Raw genomic sequence first — 16,333 nt, forward strand, 5'->3', positions numbered from 1 at the left:
CTTTTTCTGTTTATTCATTTACACAAGATATTTTACGCTCTCCTATTTTAAAAGGATTTTTTCAATAAAAAATAATAGTTAATAAAAAATAAGTAATAAAAAAGGATATTAAATGTTTGTACAGAAGACATAAAAAATAAATATAATTATGTTGCATTTAAACGCCCCAGATCCTTAGAATCCGGGGCGTTTTTTTTGTTGCTTATACTTTCACTTATGTTAACTTCTCTTGGTTGAACAAGCTAATAAAAACCACTACACTTTATGAAGTAAGGATGGAAAAACATTGGTGATATATACCATGTTTATTATTCATCGTAGACATCGAATAAAAAGCTGTAGGGGTCTTTATTCTTTTTTAAAACTTTCTTTTTTTGCTGCATCGAAATAGTGAATGATGACAAAGTAATCACAGAACTACACAAAAAAACTAAGCACATGATACCCACCAGTATAACCATGTAATATTCCCCCCTTTATCTGCACGCTAAGCTTAAATTATGGAACGCGTTTCAGAGCAAGAAAAAGTTTTATTGAAAAGGTGAGTATATGGCAAATATTAAAGATATCGCGATGATGGCAGGAGTATCAGTAACAACGGTCTCCCGTGTAATAAATAATCACCCTTATGTAAGTGCTGAAAAAAAGGAGGCTGTTCGGCGAGCAATTAAGATAGTTAATTATCAACGGAATATAAATGCCGTTCATTTAAGTACAGGAAAAACATTCCTTATAGGTGTTGTTGTCCCTTTCTCAAATCATCCTTATTTTGGTTTGTTAGTCGAAGGTATAGCGAATGAAGCCTTGCAGAACAATTATAAGTTAGTTCTGTTCCAAACTAATTACGAAGAAAACAGAGAGATTGAAGCTTTAACTATGTTAAAACATAAACAAATAGATGCTTTAATCATATGTTCCAGAATTTGCGGGTGGGATATTATAGATGATTACGCGTCTTATGGCCCAATCATTCTATGTGAGGATACAAGAGGTACAAATGTATCTTCCACGTTTATCGACCATTACAAAAGTTTCTCTAAAGCTTTAGAGTATTTATATAATAAAGGTCATCAAAAAATTGGTTATAGCCTAGGAAGAAGAACAGGAACCAATAGCGAAAAAAGAGAAACAGCTTACAGAGATTTTCTTGTGAAATTCAATCACCCGTTCGATTCAAATTATATTTTCTATGAGTGTTTCAATTTTGAAGACGGGGAATGGGTCGTACAACATTTAAAAAATATGAGGAATCCACCTTCAGCACTATTAGTTTCTAGTGACCAAGTAGCTGCTGGAATTCTAACCTGCTGTAAAAAACAAAATATTTCAATACCAAATGAGCTTGCATTAATGGGATTTGATAATCAGCCAATAGCAAAAATTATGAATATTACTACTCTTGAAATACCCTTAGTTGAAGTCGGGAGAAAACTATTTCTTCAAGCAATTGACAATACAACTATTTCTCAAGAAGAGATAGCAGTTAAATTAATTGAACGACTAACGGTATAGATATTTTTGTATAAAGGCGAGGAATTAGAAGATGAAAAATAAGATTTGATTTAGAATGCAACATAATAGCAACTATGTTGTATTGGAAACACCCCAGATTCTAAAGATCTGGGGCGTTTTTTTTGCTACTCATACTTTTTCCTATGTAGATCTTTCTTGTTTCAAGGGATGTTTTTTATAGTCGTTGTTCTTCAGCTAACGAAGCAGGTTAGTCGAGAAAGTTATTCGAACAAAGGATATACTAAAAGTGAATCGAGAATGGTTTTTTTTGAGAATGGAGGATTTTAATGAAAAAAAAGCAATTGTTTAATTATTTACTACTGGCTTTAATATCACTATTCCTACTAACAGGTTGTCCAGGCCCAGCTGACTACGATATAGACCTCCCTGGAGGTTATTCTGTTATAAGAACATCAGCCCATCAAGTAAAAATTGCACCAAAAACCAGTGATACTAGTTGGGGAAGCGACGTTATTCCTACGAAAGTTACTGAAGTTGCTTGGGATGATAATTATATTATTGCAAAGCAACTTGGTTTGAAAGAGGACGATGATAGTAGTAATGGCTATCAAATTCCTGATAAAGAAAACGTCCATTTTTGGATATTAGAAATTAAGACAGGCAAAGTAACTGGACCTTTAGATGACGACAGTTTTATGGAAAAAAAGGCTGAATTAAAAATATCTAAAAATGTTGTTTTAAAAGAAATAAATGATATAAGATAATTGCTTTTTGAACTAACAGTTGCTTGATTTTAAGAAAGTCTCGTAGAAAATCCAAGGATGAATGCAACATAATAGAAATTATGTTCTATTCAGCTGAAAGGAGACAAAACTAAATAGTTCTGTCTCCTTTTTTCTTCTTCCTCGTCGTCAAATATCTGTTTGCTATCAGAATGCTTGAAATGACTATATTCATTTCCTTTTTTACCTTCAACAATATCATCAAAAGGAGTAAAATTATTACTTGGCAAATTGTTTGTTTTAACCGTTCGATAAACCATAAATATAACGCCAGCGAAAAATAAGATTGGAAAAGCGTATTCCATCAAAATCGCCTCCTTTTCTTAATTTTAACGATACCATATTTTAGTTTTTTTAGGTAAAAAACGGAAATAGTATACAAAAAAGAAATGCAACATAATAGGAATTATGTTGTATTAAGCAAAAACCGCCCAAAGAACCAGTAAATTCTTTGGGCGGTTTTTACTTAATGAAGAAAATCTTGCTTGGTGGGTTATATAGATTAATTTAACTATTATGTATTTTTGTGTTAACGTAAATAGTGAAATGCAATTATAGAAAAAGTTTACGTGCAAACTTCAAATGAGGAGAATTCAAATGATTTTTCTGCCTTTATTAATAGCAGCATATTCCTTGATACTTGCTATTTATGTATGGACTACAAGGCCTGATGGTGTTTCAATTGCTTTTCTTAGCAACAGTATTTTAATTACACTGATTGGAGTGTTTTTACCCATCTTTATAAAAAAGGGAGATCCGCGATTAAGATGGGGACTGCTAATCATTAATTTTCTTCTTTTGTTGTTTTTGTGCTTGTCTTGGATTGGTCTCTTTGGATTTCAAGAACCTTAAGAACAATCTAAAATTACATACATTGATATCTACTTGGCATTATCAAGATTGAAAAAAAGAATGCAATATAAATGTAAGTATGTTTTATTGGGATGAGGTGGGGAAATGACTTGGAATGAATTTGTGGAACTCCAAGAGCGAGTAGGTTGGGGAGAAGAATTTAGCTTTGATTATAAGGAAGAGGAGTATTGGATAAGCCTAAATACAGATGGATATTATCTGACGCGCTCTAAAGATTCAATGACGCAAGAATTTGATACCTCAGAAGCTCTTTTTGAAAAAGGAAAGATCGATGGAAAGAATCTTCCGGAAATTTACATGTATATAGAATGGTAGCCAAACGTCTAAAATGAAAATTTAAATAGGTGAAAAACGATGAGATCTTTAGATTTATCTTCAGCACTTGGGGCTACATTAGTTTTTGCATTGATCTATGCACAGGCATTTTTCCTGGGAGGGTTTGAAACCGATGATTTGATTGATACTGGACACAGTTTGTATGGTTATGTAGTCAGCACGGTTGTTGTATTTGCCTTAGTGACTTTGATATGTATGTTCACTTATTTCCTTGAGATTCTTTTATTTAAAGCTATTTCATTTAAGCATAAAAAAAGAGTAGGAGTAGTTTTTTATCTTCTTGTAGGGATAGTAGTAGGCGTCAGCTTATCTTTATTTTATCTCCATTTTGATGAATTCTCATACTTTTTAAAAACTGCGACTGTTCTCACTACCGTGGGCTCAATCCTTTTTTATTTTATTAAAACATTCGTAGATTCTGTAGCTCTCAAAAAAATATTGGCTTTATCTCCGATAGTGACTATTGTTGTGATATATGTGTTAGTTAGGTGATTTATTGAAAGTTAAGCGATAATAAATTAAATATTAAATGAAAAAATCAACATCACTGAACCAAAGCAACATAAAACAAATTTTGTTGCATTAACTAAAAACCCCCTAAGCTAGGGGGTTTTTGACCTACTGTCCTTTTTTTGTTTCAGCTTCTTCTCAACAAAGATCCATACGTAATAAGAGATCCAGAATAAGGAAACTACCAAAAATCCAATATCTATTCTTTCAGGATAATTAAAATATAGATATAACAAGGCTAGTAAAAGTAGTGGAAACAGAGTCCAATATTTTTTTCTATGCAAGAGATCACCTCTTCTACTGAAAAATCAAAAAAGTTTCATTATTTACCATTATAAACCATTAACAACTACACTATCTACATTTGTAAAGCTCTATTGTTTAATAACAACTGCAACATAATGTCTATTTTATTGCATTAACGAAAAACAGCCCAAAGAATCAATAAATTCTTTGGGCTGTTTCTTTTAAAAAGAGATAATCACAAATACAGTTACATACTTTTGGTTTTTAATGTTAATATCAGAGTTAAAAAGTGGAAAAAGGAGAATTTCCTATGGAGTCGGATTTATACTTTTATACAAATATGGTCAGAAATATATTGATTACTTTCTTTCAGCATGGAGTCTGGGTTGTGGGCTTTTTTTATTTTTTAAATAAAACGTTTGAAAATAAACAACTAATGAAAGTCTCGAAAATAGCTATTGCAGTAGCTTTATTTTTATTTCTTTTTTACTCAGTAGTCACAAACATTTGATAATCTTAACGTAACATAATGCCTATTATGTTATATACAGAAAAAGTAGATATATCTTGAAAGATGAGGTGGAGGAATTGGAAAAAGATAACACGACTTATATCACTTTCGGTTCACAAATGGGAGACGAAAATGCTGCGAGAGCCGTTCAACCACATCTTATCAAGTTAAGAATCCTTTTAGAAAAGTACTGCGATAACAGTTATTGTAGAGAAGTAGATGAATTTGCACCAATCCTTCGCGTGGACGGCGATGGTTGGTACTGGGAGTTTGAAGGGTGCGAAAAATTAAGGTTAAGTAAAAAATATCGATATATTACAGTTGATATAGGAATGCCGAGATCTAAATGGGAAAATGTTGAACCGAAGAATATCAGAGGATACCTTGTTCTTCATTTTAAAAACGCTTTAGATCTTATGATAAGACGATTAAAAAAAGAGAAGTACGTTGTGAGTGAAAATGATTTATGGAACGATTTTAAAAAAGTAGAAGACGAATTTTTGTTAACCTAAAATGTTCCATAGTTTTTAAAAACAAAAGCAACATAATAGCAATTATGTTGCATTGGAAAAGCCCCGGATTTTAAAGATCCAGGGCGTTTTTTTCTGCGGATAATAAGTTAATGCTTAAACCAGCAGCTTAAAATATTCTATTTATCATATCACTAATAAACCAAAGTAAAAACAAACTAATTGCCAATAGACAGTTTAATAAAGCTAGCAACCATTGTTTATTAAATAAACTAGATAAAGCACCAATTGATCCAATTAATAAGGTGTAGTGATAAACATCTTTTGATGTGGTTAAATGGATTATTAATGACAAAGTTGCTATAAATAGACAAACTATGTTTACAGTTGTTAAAATCTTTTTTTTCAAAAAAAATCACCAATTCTTATTTATTGCAAAAAGTACTAGCTAATGAAAAATAGGTAATTACCCCACTAGCATATGTTTTTTGCTTTGTATTATATTTCCCCCAATTTGCAGATAAGGTATTAATAAGAGTATCATCACAACTACATTTATACATACCCTTACTTTTATAACATAAATCATGCGTTTTACACGCTTGATCAATTGAATCTATCGGTGTTCCTCCTCCATAACCAGGTCCACACCAATTTCCATAGTATTGAAAAGATACCTTTGCTTGTATTTTACCATTCTTTTTACCATTGTTGTAATATTTGTGTTGCATTGAAATTTCTTCTGCTATACGCCCTGCCTCAATAATTTCGCTATTTCGCCCATCTGATATAGCTTTTTCTTCATCGAATTCTATAATACCTTCATCAGTCATTTTTACATAAAGATTTAATATTTGTTGAAACTTATGAGCTTCTTTATTAGCAATTCCAATATTATTCGAATTTGCTGCAAAAGCAACTGATGTTACAGATGATACAATTAACAATAATGTGACAAAAGGTACTAATAAGATTCTTTTCGTTTTTAGCATGTTATCCACCTCAATGATTTAATAATGTAAATTATCCCAAAAACAAACTGGAAAGTAAATGAAAATTAACAAATAAATTTCTAATAAAATAAAATTATGGTAAAAAAATAGATATTAATTACTGATTAATACTGAATATCAGTTTAGGTTTATCAACAAAATTACTAGTGGCGGGGAAAGGATGTGGGATTATCGTCGGATAAGGTATGTAAATAAATATCTATTGTTTCCAAAGCAACATAATATAAATTATGTTGTATTGGAGTTAGCTTTTAAGAGAAGTTCATAAAAAATTCAGATGCACTCTCGTTAGTACATCTTGTCAACGGTCTGAGAGTAGCCGAAGCTACTCTTTTTTTGTTTTAAATATAGTGACTCTCTATTATCGTTTGATGTACGTTTTAAAGGGAATTTGAATAAACTAAAGTGGATTATTAAAGAAAAGAGGGGTTATCTTGAATAATAAAATCGGAGATAGTACAAACGACGATTATCCTGCTGAATTACAATACATTGGACAGGTATTAATTACTTTAGGAGATATTCTGACAACGATTGGTTTAACGGCGGAACGAGAACAAGCTCAGCGAGAACAAACAAATCAGCAAAAGGGGAATAACCAGGACCAAAAAATGAAACAGCAGATGATGCAGATGCGCCAAGAAACAGAGCAATTGCGAAAGCAAATGGAGTATATGCAACGACAAATAAACCGACTGCAAAAGTAGATGGAAATAGATTTTTATTTTTTATTTAAAGTAAACAAATAATTATACTTTGTTGCATGCTTTAACTCATCGGTGATAATCTCAAATAGCATATGTTGATATATGCCTTCGGGTAGGCATTGTTTGATTCTTCGATACTTTTCTACAGCCTTTAACTCCCCAAATAACGCTTTTTTTATCCCATCGATATAGTTCGCTGGTTTTTCAAACTGCTCTTCGTTTAAAGAACCAATCTCTTGCCCTGTAAAGTCCCGGTAAATATTTCTAAACATTTGATTATGCTTTTTCTCATCATCTCTTATGGATGCAATGATTTCTTTCTCATCTTGAGTTGGCGCAATAGAGATTAAATATTGATAAAAAAGTTCATCTTCTCTTTCTCCTTGGACAGATTCAATTACAAGCTGTAAGGCTGTTTGCAGACAAGGCTGAGTATAATCCGGCTTTTGAACCATTGTCCCCTGATAAGGCATGTACCCTGCGTACGGGTAATTGTATTGTTGATACATTAGCGTCCTCCTTATTTAATATCGTAGATAGCATATTCCATCTTTAAATTAGGGTGATTAATTAGTTGGTGCAAGAAAAGAATACATAGGAGAATCACGCTTTCGTGTTTTAACACAAAAATTCGGAAAGTTTTCTTACTGAATGCAACATAATAGGAATTATGTTGCATCCTCAAGAAACCCTCAAAAAATCATTGAATTCCTTGAGGATTTCTTTTTTATAAAAAATAACATTTTTGGTTTTTTGTGATAATCTATACAATATAGTGTCTTAAATCTCTTCGAGAGAATTAGGAGGAATCAAAGGATGGTTTTTAAAATGCCTTTTATTTTTGGTTTTATATTTACACTTTTTATTGTATTGGTAATTAATTACATAACTCAAACTTATTTATTGAAAAAAAATAATCACAAAATTGACTTTAAATCATTTGGTATTATTTTGTTACAAAGTATTTTGATTTCAGTGATTTTAACATTTGTTGTATAAAAAAAGATTATATTTTGGGAAGAAGAATTAATAAGTGAACTTTAGAATAGTAGAATATTCATCAAGCAGTAACATATATGTGCAAGATAAAAATGTAGAGAAAATAAAAGATTAACTATATCTCTAAATGCCTTTACTTCAACCTTTATTATATTAAATGCAACATAATGTTAATTATGTTGCATTCGGTATAAACGATCAAAACAAGCGCCATCCCTTTCGTTTTAGGGGATGGCGCTTGTTTTGGTTGGCGAGAAGGGAATAGAATGAAATGTTTTGAATCATTATGTTATATTCAATGCAACATACTGTATTTGTTTTACGGAGCGAAGGCCCCTTCTTCCTGGTGATATATATACTTTCTGTTTTTAAAATCGAATACAGAGTTGGGACCAAATCCATAGTCCATTTTTTCTTCCACAGACATCGCTCTAGGTGTTTCATTGTTTGGCTTTTCAGTGGATTGCTGGTCGTTCGATTGGCATGCAGCTAAAAAAACAAACAGTGTTGTTAAGAAAGAAATGAGTATTATATGCTTTTTCATCAAAACCTCTCCTTTTCACGAGTATAAGGGAACGGTTTAGGCAATAAAACCGAATTTAATCAAATATAGGAAAATATTAAAGAGGGCTTTTTCGTGGCAGCAAAACAAGGACAAAACAGTGTGGAACCGATTCGAGATCCGGAACAGATCCGGGCGATGAAAGAATATCTGCTGCACCGGTCGTACCGGGATTACTTTCTTTTTACGTTCGGCATCAATTCCAGGCTGCGGATTAGCGATATCGTATCGCCCCGGGTCATGGACGTCCGGAATACCGAACATCTACGAATCAAAGAAAGAAAAACAGGGAAAATCCGAAAAATTCGTATGACGGGCGCATTGAAACAGGAAATCGAGAAATACACACGCCAGATGGCCGATTTGGACTTTCTTTTTCCTTCTCGTAAAGGCAAAGGTCCAATTGGCCGTGAAACGGCTTGGCGGATTATTAATGGGGCTGCACGGGCATGTGGGATTGAAGGAGCCATTGGCACCCACACCATGCGAAAAACGTTTGGTTATCACTTTTATCAGCAGATAAAGGATGTGGCCATATTGCAGCAGATCTTTGGCCATTCAGTGCCATCTGTTACCCTTCGCTATATCAGCATTAATGATGAGATGATCGATGAAGTGTTAGAAGGATTTTCTCTTTGAAAATCTCAACTTTAAGTTGGATTAACTAAAGACGGTTGTCCCCGCTAAAAAAGAATGGACCTGGCTGATTTGTTTGAATACTTTTTTAAAAGAAATAGAATGATGCACCGCCGTTCAAAAGGAAACGAAATAACATGCAGTCCTACATGATAAATAAGCATTGAAATGAAGAGTCAACTATCTAAGGTAACCATCGTTGGAGGCAAAATGAAACTGCCTATAAGTCATTTTGTAAAAATCTGTAACGTGAAAGGGTGTATTTTTTCCGCTACAGCCCATTGGAACCCGGCAGGTAACTATTTTGTCACTCTGTTTGTGAAACGGGAAGTAAAATGTTGGCCAAAATAAACACTGCTGTTGGGATTGATTTAATCTTGAGATATTTTGCTATTTTGTCAGATAGCAATGTAAACAAAAACGTGCAGCCATTTTGTTCACTGGAAGAGAAATTAGCCAAGCAAAGCGCATTTTTTCCAGACAATAAGAACTCATTAAGTAGAAATACAAGCTGTCTAAGATAAAGAAATAACTCGTTAGAGTGGTTCGAATTTATGAAAAAATCGCCAATATAAGAACTGAATAGTTGCAAGAATCATCAAAAAATATATATATTTGAATTATGCACATAATGCAAAATTCAATACACAAACTATTACACTCAATAAGGAATTTCCTCTTTTTTAAATGGATATAAAAGTTCCTCTTTTGCTACTAATGCTGCCACTTCAAGTTGCCAGTTTTCAGCACTATCTTCTTGCTTGATAGCTTCAATTTCCTTATTCTCGAGCCAATTATAAAAATAAGGATGACTAATTAAAGATTCTTTCCTTTTTTGATAAGTAAACATATTCATAAGTGTTCCATAAAAATAGCCATTGAAGTCTTTTTTGATTTTTTTCTGTTTATGGGCAAATACAGTCTGTTTGAATGCATCTATCGTAATATCCACGTAAAATTCAATTGGGTCAGCAAGGTTGGATTGTTCATACGTCATTAAGGCTTTTTTCCAAAGCTTATAAATCTCTTTTGCTTCCGAAATAAAAGGTATTACTGCTTCAATGAATCTTTTTGGAACATTTTTAGGTGTAAATGTTTCATCTAGACGGGTGTTCTTACGTAAGATCTTTAAAATCTTTTTATTAAAAGATAAATACTTGGTAGAATCTTTTTCTAGCTTATCATCCTTACTTTTATAAGGGATTTTCGTATTTTCAGGTTGGAAATTAGGTTGGAAATCGGTCAATTGAAGAAGCTCTGTCCATTGTTTAAAATACGGATGTTTTATAAATAGATGAATAGGTGCTCCAAGCCCGTTTTGAGTAGATGAGCGGCGGTATACTGTGTAAACGAGACCATAATCGCGAAGCTGTTTAAAGATATTACGGATCGTTTTATCTGTAACATTAAAACGTTTCGCAAAATAATCATCACTTGCAAAGCAGAATCCTTTTTCAGCACTGAACCAGCAGATCATTTCAATGGATTGTTGGGTCCCTTTTTTTAAACGATAAAATTTATCACCGTAAGCCGCTATGATCGGGTTTAAGAGTGTTAGTTTTATTTCTTGTTGCTGCGCATGATTGACTGCGTAAGGTTTCTGATATTGTAACTTTTGAAATTCATTATGGGACAAAATTTTATATCCAGACATACAGTTTCTCTCCTTTTAAAACAACAAAAAAAGACGTATTTACCGGTGGTTACGGTAAACACGCCTTTTTAATTGCTTTCAAAAAGGATATACTTCCCCATTGAATAAACTGTTTATTTGTCCTATAATACAGACATAAACAACTATTTTGGTGAAAGCAGGTGTTTACCGTGGCGACTTCACGGTGGACGGTTAAACGGGTGCGACCAACACCTGTTTAACGCGCTTTTGCCTTTTCTATTTTGTTTTTTGTAATTTAATGGTAATTGAATGATTTTTTATAGAGAAGCATTGAATTTTTTAACTATATAGTATTTATAGGCTGTTCCCAGCGACTATCTTAAAGTTGCGGAACAGCTTTTTTTTATTTCTGTTACCAACCATACAACAATTTTTTTATCTTGTAAAACGCTTTAAAGAGGGAAAAAGAGGATCTAATATTAACAAAAGTAGAAATTTCCACCTATGCGAGAAAGTTGGTCAATTTAACAGAAGTGGAAAAGTAGAAATTTCCACCTATGCGAGAAAGTTGGTCAATTTAACAGAAGTGGAAAAGTAGAAATTTCCACCTGTGCGAGAAAGTTGGCTATCTTAACAGAAGTGGAAAAGTAGAAATTTCCACCTGTGCGAGAAAGTTGGCTTAAAACCGAATAGAAAAAACCTTTAATATCAACGTTTAAGAGGCATTAAATTATAACAAAAGTAGAAATTTCCACCTGTGCGAGAAAGTTTATTCAAAACACCTCGAATATTACATTTATGTTACAAATTCAAAATGGGTATATTTAAGGCTGTATTTATAAAAAAGGCTTAAAAACCATTACAAGTAATGATTTAAACATAGTTCTACTTATGTTAAAATCTGAAATATACAAAAGTGGAAAATTGTTAGGTAGAAATGTGTTTGAAAATACGTATAAAGAGGAGAAACGAGATGGCTGCTAAAACAATTGTAGTTGGAAACTTTAAAGGTGGCGTAGGTAAAACAAAAGTTGCTGTCATGGCTTCATGGGAACTTGCTTATGAATTTAACAAAAAGGTCCTTTTAATCGATATGGATCCCCAAGCTAACGCGACTACCATTGTGGCTCGATCCTCTGGTATAGGAGACATAAATGCTACCATATTTGAAGGATTCAAGAATGGAGATTTATCGAACACAATAGTGAAAATGCATGAGAATTTAGATTTGATTCCAGCCCATGTGACTTTTAAAAACTTGCCTAAATTCTTATATTCTAAATTTAAAAAAGACATTGATCAAATTACATATTTGAAAAAACTGTTGGAGCCAATAAAAAATAAATATGATTACATTTTTATTGATGTACCTCCAACGATTAGTGACTATTCGGATAATGCAATGATGGCAGCTGATTACGTTTTGATTATCCTTCAGGCACAAGAGTTATCTCTTGAAGGAGCAGAAACATATGTATCTTATCTGCAATTTATGGCAGATGAATACGATGCGGATATTCAAGTAGTCGGTGTTCTGCCAGTGTTGTTGCGGGCAGGAGGTCGCGTAGATCAGTCTACAGTTATGAGAGCGCAAGAAATATTCGGTGAAGATAATGTATATGAGAATTACGTAAAGCATCTTGAACGTTTAAAAGCATGGGATATAACGGGCATTGCAAATCAAGATCAGCATGATAAGAGAGCCCACCAGACCTTTATTAAAGTAGTGGAGGAAATGTTGAAAAACATCGAACGACTTGAAAATATGAAGCATTATGAAGAGGAGGCGGCAGCAGGTGAGTAATAGCGAAAATATTAAAGGTCCTTTAATTAAAACCAAGAATAAAAAGCAAAACGGAATACCAAGACCAGAGCCTATCCAATTTAATCAAACGAAAGATCCATTTAAGTATCAGGAACCCTCTTCAAAAGAGCAGGAGGTGAAACTAAAAACAGCTGACATTGCAGTTCCAGGTAAACAGCCAAAAGAAATTAAAAATATGGATGCGACGTCCATTGAGAAAAAAGTAGTAAAAAGAGCAGTTGTAGGAAAAAATAATGCTGTGAAATCTATTAAAGTTCCTGCAGAATTGCATATAAAAATAAATGTATTAGGAAAGTTTATGGATGAAACGAAGACGTACGCTATTCTAGATGAATTAATAAAAAATTATGTCGCTGATAAGTTAACTGAACGCCAAAAAAAGCAGTTTGAATATATGAGTGAATTTTTGATCAAAACTTAATGTAAGGGTGAAAATAAGAAGGATCTCCCGTCGTCTGAATGTTGATGACGGGAGTTTTATTGTTTTACAGTTTTGTTAGGACACAGGGATTTGAGTAGGAGAACCATACGACATTTGTAAAATAACATTATATAAGCCTCCTGATAGGTTGATTTTTTATTTGTGAATAGATAAGTGGCCAGGGCTCTATAATTTGCTACAATTAAATCAACGTTGTCGAGTTTTTTATAATGAATAATTCTGTCCAGCATTTTCTGATGGAACGGTAACTATTTCTTCTTTGTTTTGTTGTGAAAAATAATTTTCAATAATCTGGCTGCTGATTACCTGCATACTTGTACCTTGCTCATCCGCTAGTTCTTTAATCTTCTTTTTAATTTCGTAAGGAAGGTGAATGGATAAGTTTTTTTCGCTGGATTCAATTCTGATGTGCTGATGATTTGCGGTTATATACCCATCTTCTATGTTATTTTCAAGAAGATGGCCGATTGATTCTGCTGATTCTGTATCTGTTAAAACAGCGTCTTTCATATAAATAGTGAGCTTTTGCTTATCCTCGTGAATCTCCATATAGAGGTTAGAAATAGCGCATTGTTTGTATAGAACATCGATGAATTTTCTAGTGAGAGAATAGTGTAGCGGTAGGCTTATTTTTGCGTATCCAGGTGTGCCTGTTCGTTTTCCGAATGAAACCTCATAATCCGAGGTTAACTCATGTTTAAAAATACCTTCCTCGTATCCTATCTCCAGTCCTGTCAAAGGAATAAAAAAGCCCCATTTGCCTGAATCATAGCGGATTAGACGTGCTTCATTAATAGAAGGAGATGAAAAGCGCTGATAAAAAGCCTGTTTGTTTTTCCGATCATAAAATGTGCGCTGTTTCAGTCGGTCATCTAATAGTCGGTCCCGATATGCTGTTTTAAAAGTATCGAGATCCAATCGTTGGATAAAGGTTACACTTTTATTTCTCCATGTTTGTTTTTGAAAGGGAATTAGCTGTTCATCTAAATATGATTGCAAAATAGATCGTGTGATCTTTAGATAGTCAGCTGATTCACTCATCGTCATTCCGGGCATATCATCCGCTAGTTCTTCTTTTAACTTCTCAACTGCTTCTTTTTTAAACAGTTTGCCACGATGTCCACCCCAATGGTCTTCAATAGGTGTCAATTTTCCGTCGCGGATATATTTATGAATGGTCGCGGTCGCTTTATCTAAAATAGCGGCCGTTTCTTTTGTTGTGTAGTAATCTGGCTTATTCATCTTCAGTATTCCTTTCTGTTGATTGATATCTAATATTTTACACAATGTCTTTTTATTATGCTTTTTTAAGCGAGGGTAATTTTAAAAATAAAAATAATGAATATTTATTTCATCTGTATTATAGTACATATTCTATTATATAACAAAAAGAAATCATTAAAGTAATAATTATTAATATAAAAATGATTTAAAAATTAAATAGTACAAATAAATCAACAAAGCAATGATTTTTTGAAGTTAATATTTATTATTAAAATTAAAAAATCATTTTATTTAAAAGATCTAACAAAATTTAACTTTTATCATATAAAGAAAAAGTTATAATAAGTACATCTATTTTAAATAATTAAATGTGTTTAAAAGGAGAGAATAAACTTGGGCGAATTAATAAGTGAAAACGAATTATCATTATTTTTTTCGAAAAATCCGCAGCAAGTCTTGTTAGATCTCTATGAAAAAAAAGATCAGGCTGAAAAAGAAGGGAAGCCTATTTTTGTTTACTTTAATGACAAAGAAATGCTTCATTACTATTTGTATCGGGATACAAATTTAAACGAATTGGCTAATCGATCCGTGCGTACGATTATGGAATATGAAAAAGAGCTGCGCATGATGGTACGACAGCTACTGGAATATTCGGGTGAAATTAATTTGGACTTTGATATTGTCGAAGGATCATTATTTAAAAGCATGGGGGAACGGCACATGCGCCGGTATCAAAGGTGGGTGGCGGAAGAGAGTCCTCACGTGAAAAAGCGCGGCCGGTATTCAGTTGCCACGCTGAATCGTAAAACGGTGATTTGGAAAAGCTTTTTCATGTTTCTGCATCGGAGCGGCTACATTGAAAAGCCGATCCACGAAGGACTATTGGCGGCAACAGTAAGGACAGATGACCGGCCCAATCGCGACCTCGGACCAGGTGAAGTGATACAGCTGCTCGATTATTTTGATGAGCGCCGGCAGTATATTGTCTTTTCGATTATTCATGTTCTGGTCGCAACCGGTATGAGGAATGAAGAACTTTGCAAATTAAAACTATCTGATGTGAAATATGATAGCATACTCGGAAATTACTATTTAAAAGTGACAGGGAAAGGGAACAAAGTACGTGAGATTCCGCTCAAACCAAAAGTAATGGACAGCATTATCCTTTATCGCGAAGCCCGCTTTATTCCGGAAAAATTTCCGAATATAAGTGATGAGCCACTGTTTCTGACAAGTACAGGTCGGGCGTTTTCACCGGATGGCTTGGCACATTATTTACAAAGAGTATTTAAAAAAGTGGAACTTCCATTTGTGCATGCACGACAGACAAGAATCACCGCACACGTATTTCGACATAGCTTTGCCATTATTTCGTATCTCAATAAAGTGGATATTTTTGCGATTATGAAGGCGTTGGGGCATGAAAATATTAACACGACGATGATTTATTTACAGCGTATAATGGACAGAGAACAACATGCGATTCATAAATGGGATGATGGCACATTAGGGAAATATATATAATAGAAGAAACACGTTAAAAAAGGAGCATTTGCCAGACAGGCAAATGCTTGATTAAGAGAAATAAGAGAGCTTTTATAGATTTCCCTTTACTCTAGGTTTATACATGTATATTTTTGGGGAATCATTTTATAAGAGGTATAATGCCCATTCTTTCTGATGATGGATTAGTCATTAATTTTATGAAGTTAGAATGACAAGTGATTTATATGGTAAGCGAATTAAATGACTTTAAATTTTTATTGACTATTTATTTAAATGCATGATATAGTAATAAACGTTGCTTATTTAAGTGAATTCCAAGAAATTTTCTCTTGAAACGAATAAAGATTATTGGTAAATAATACTTTTATCAAATATTATTGACCTAGAGTCTTAAAAGATGTTATATTGATTGTCCGCTACTACATTATAGCGACTTTAATATAATAGAAGAAAATTTTCTTCCGAATAGATACTTTTGGGGAATAGTAATTAACGAAAAATACTATTGACTTTTGAAATGTTAAATGGTATGATTACTTAGCTGTCGTTGATAACAGCGATTGAAATTGATCTTTGAAAACTGAACAAAATAAACGCCAA

At 33.1% G+C, this 16,333-nt stretch carries 16 protein-coding genes; 10 read left to right on the top strand and 6 right to left on the bottom strand.

Translation table 11 applies throughout. The features are described from left to right. The first annotated feature begins 549 nt into the window (after positions 1 to 549). Complete coding sequence (locus AWH49_RS15105) at positions 550 to 1,512, top strand: LacI family DNA-binding transcriptional regulator (RefSeq protein WP_063966405.1); 963 nt, start codon at positions 550 to 552, stop codon at positions 1,510 to 1,512. 287 nt (positions 1,513 to 1,799) lie between these two features. Then, the gene (locus AWH49_RS15110) at positions 1,800 to 2,237 is read left to right on the top strand and encodes a DUF3997 domain-containing protein (RefSeq protein ID WP_063966406.1); all 438 of its coding nucleotides are present in this window, start codon (positions 1,800 to 1,802) and stop codon (positions 2,235 to 2,237) included. A gap of 89 nt (positions 2,238 to 2,326) precedes the next feature. Here the strand turns inward: AWH49_RS15110 and AWH49_RS15115 are convergent, their stop codons facing one another. Further along, positions 2,327 to 2,560 (bottom strand): hypothetical protein, encoded by a 234-nt coding sequence (locus AWH49_RS15115; RefSeq protein WP_063966407.1) that lies wholly within the window; start codon positions 2,558 to 2,560, stop codon positions 2,327 to 2,329. 652 nt (positions 2,561 to 3,212) lie between these two features. Between AWH49_RS15115 and AWH49_RS15125 the strand changes: the two genes are divergently transcribed. The 3 genes from AWH49_RS15125 (at position 3,213) to AWH49_RS15145 (ending at position 5,243) form a co-directional block, all read left to right on the top strand. Next, entirely contained in the window at positions 3,213 to 3,443 is a 231-nt protein-coding gene (locus AWH49_RS15125; RefSeq protein ID WP_063966409.1) for a hypothetical protein, read from the top strand. Between the two features lie 39 nt (positions 3,444 to 3,482). Next, complete coding sequence (locus AWH49_RS15130; protein WP_063966410.1) at positions 3,483 to 3,956, top strand: hypothetical protein; 474 nt, start codon at positions 3,483 to 3,485, stop codon at positions 3,954 to 3,956. 852 nt (positions 3,957 to 4,808) lie between these two features. Beyond that, the gene (locus AWH49_RS15145) at positions 4,809 to 5,243 is read left to right on the top strand and encodes a hypothetical protein (RefSeq protein WP_063966413.1); all 435 of its coding nucleotides are present in this window, start codon (positions 4,809 to 4,811) and stop codon (positions 5,241 to 5,243) included. A 383-nt stretch (positions 5,244 to 5,626) separates the two neighbouring features. On the opposite strand, the gene AWH49_RS20830 is transcribed toward AWH49_RS15145, so the two are convergent. Then, positions 5,627 to 6,193: a phospholipase A2 family protein gene (locus AWH49_RS20830; RefSeq protein WP_244886887.1), complete on the bottom strand. Its 567-nt coding sequence runs from the start codon at positions 6,191 to 6,193 to the stop codon at positions 5,627 to 5,629. 455 nt (positions 6,194 to 6,648) lie between these two features. On the opposite strand from AWH49_RS20830, the gene AWH49_RS15155 reads away from it, so the two are divergent. Next, positions 6,649 to 6,921: a hypothetical protein gene (locus tag AWH49_RS15155; protein WP_063966414.1), complete on the top strand. Its 273-nt coding sequence runs from the start codon at positions 6,649 to 6,651 to the stop codon at positions 6,919 to 6,921. Positions 6,922 to 6,935: 14 nt separating this feature from the next. Here the strand turns inward: AWH49_RS15155 and AWH49_RS15160 are convergent, their stop codons facing one another. Together AWH49_RS15160 and AWH49_RS15170 are read right to left on the bottom strand one after the other, a co-directional pair. Continuing rightward, positions 6,936 to 7,430 (bottom strand): ferritin-like domain-containing protein, encoded by a 495-nt coding sequence (locus AWH49_RS15160; RefSeq protein ID WP_063966415.1) that lies wholly within the window; start codon positions 7,428 to 7,430, stop codon positions 6,936 to 6,938. An 809-nt stretch (positions 7,431 to 8,239) separates the two neighbouring features. Then, positions 8,240 to 8,464 (bottom strand): hypothetical protein, encoded by a 225-nt coding sequence (locus AWH49_RS15170; RefSeq protein ID WP_063966417.1) that lies wholly within the window; start codon positions 8,462 to 8,464, stop codon positions 8,240 to 8,242. 93 nt (positions 8,465 to 8,557) lie between these two features. Here AWH49_RS15170 and AWH49_RS15175 point away from each other — a divergent pair, with 93 nt between their 5' ends. Continuing rightward, a complete protein-coding gene (locus AWH49_RS15175) occupies positions 8,558 to 9,121 on the top strand; it encodes a site-specific integrase (protein ID WP_082862884.1) in 564 nt (187 codons plus the stop codon). A 658-nt stretch (positions 9,122 to 9,779) separates the two neighbouring features. Here the strand turns inward: AWH49_RS15175 and AWH49_RS15180 are convergent. After that, on the bottom strand, positions 9,780 to 10,772 hold the full coding sequence (locus AWH49_RS15180) for a helix-turn-helix domain-containing protein (RefSeq protein ID WP_063966418.1): 993 nt from the start codon (positions 10,770 to 10,772) through the stop codon (positions 9,780 to 9,782). Positions 10,773 to 11,706: 934 nt separating this feature from the next. On the opposite strand from AWH49_RS15180, the gene AWH49_RS15185 reads away from it, so the two are divergent. Together AWH49_RS15185 and AWH49_RS15190 are read left to right on the top strand one after the other, a co-directional pair. Then, a complete protein-coding gene (locus AWH49_RS15185; RefSeq protein ID WP_063966419.1) occupies positions 11,707 to 12,537 on the top strand; it encodes an AAA family ATPase in 831 nt (276 codons plus the stop codon). Further along, on the top strand, positions 12,530 to 12,979 hold the full coding sequence (locus AWH49_RS15190; RefSeq protein WP_063966420.1) for a hypothetical protein: 450 nt from the start codon (positions 12,530 to 12,532) through the stop codon (positions 12,977 to 12,979). Before AWH49_RS15185 ends, AWH49_RS15190 begins: the two co-directional genes overlap by 8 nt. 225 nt (positions 12,980 to 13,204) lie before the next feature. Here AWH49_RS15190 and AWH49_RS15195 read toward each other — a convergent pair whose 3' ends face one another. Further along, positions 13,205 to 14,242: a helix-turn-helix domain-containing protein gene (locus tag AWH49_RS15195; protein WP_063966421.1), complete on the bottom strand. Its 1,038-nt coding sequence runs from the start codon at positions 14,240 to 14,242 to the stop codon at positions 13,205 to 13,207. A 375-nt stretch (positions 14,243 to 14,617) separates the two neighbouring features. Here AWH49_RS15195 and AWH49_RS15200 point away from each other — a divergent pair, with 375 nt between their 5' ends. Next, entirely contained in the window at positions 14,618 to 15,751 is a 1,134-nt protein-coding gene (locus AWH49_RS15200; protein WP_063966422.1) for a tyrosine-type recombinase/integrase, read from the top strand. Positions 15,752 to 16,333 lie beyond the last annotated feature (582 nt).

Source organism: Domibacillus aminovorans (genome assembly GCF_001643235.1).
GTDB lineage: Bacteria > Bacillota > Bacilli > Bacillales > Domibacillaceae > Domibacillus > Domibacillus aminovorans.

Coding starts and splice junctions, on each gene's coding strand:
- AWH49_RS15105 (WP_063966405.1), top strand. CDS start 550: ATGGCAAATATTAAAGATATCGCGATGATGGCAGGAGTATCAGTAACA.
- AWH49_RS15110 (WP_063966406.1), top strand. CDS start 1,800: ATGAAAAAAAAGCAATTGTTTAATTATTTACTACTGGCTTTAATATCA.
- AWH49_RS15115 (WP_063966407.1), bottom strand. CDS start 2,560: ATGGAATACGCTTTTCCAATCTTATTTTTCGCTGGCGTTATATTTATG.
- AWH49_RS15125 (WP_063966409.1), top strand. CDS start 3,213: ATGACTTGGAATGAATTTGTGGAACTCCAAGAGCGAGTAGGTTGGGGA.
- AWH49_RS15130 (WP_063966410.1), top strand. CDS start 3,483: ATGAGATCTTTAGATTTATCTTCAGCACTTGGGGCTACATTAGTTTTT.
- AWH49_RS20830 (WP_244886887.1), bottom strand. CDS start 6,193: ATGCTAAAAACGAAAAGAATCTTATTAGTACCTTTTGTCACATTATTG.
- AWH49_RS15160 (WP_063966415.1), bottom strand. CDS start 7,430: ATGTATCAACAATACAATTACCCGTACGCAGGGTACATGCCTTATCAG.
- AWH49_RS15170 (WP_063966417.1), bottom strand. CDS start 8,464: ATGAAAAAGCATATAATACTCATTTCTTTCTTAACAACACTGTTTGTT.
- AWH49_RS15180 (WP_063966418.1), bottom strand. CDS start 10,772: ATGTCTGGATATAAAATTTTGTCCCATAATGAATTTCAAAAGTTACAA.
- AWH49_RS15185 (WP_063966419.1), top strand. CDS start 11,707: ATGGCTGCTAAAACAATTGTAGTTGGAAACTTTAAAGGTGGCGTAGGT.
- AWH49_RS15195 (WP_063966421.1), bottom strand. CDS start 14,242: ATGAATAAGCCAGATTACTACACAACAAAAGAAACGGCCGCTATTTTA.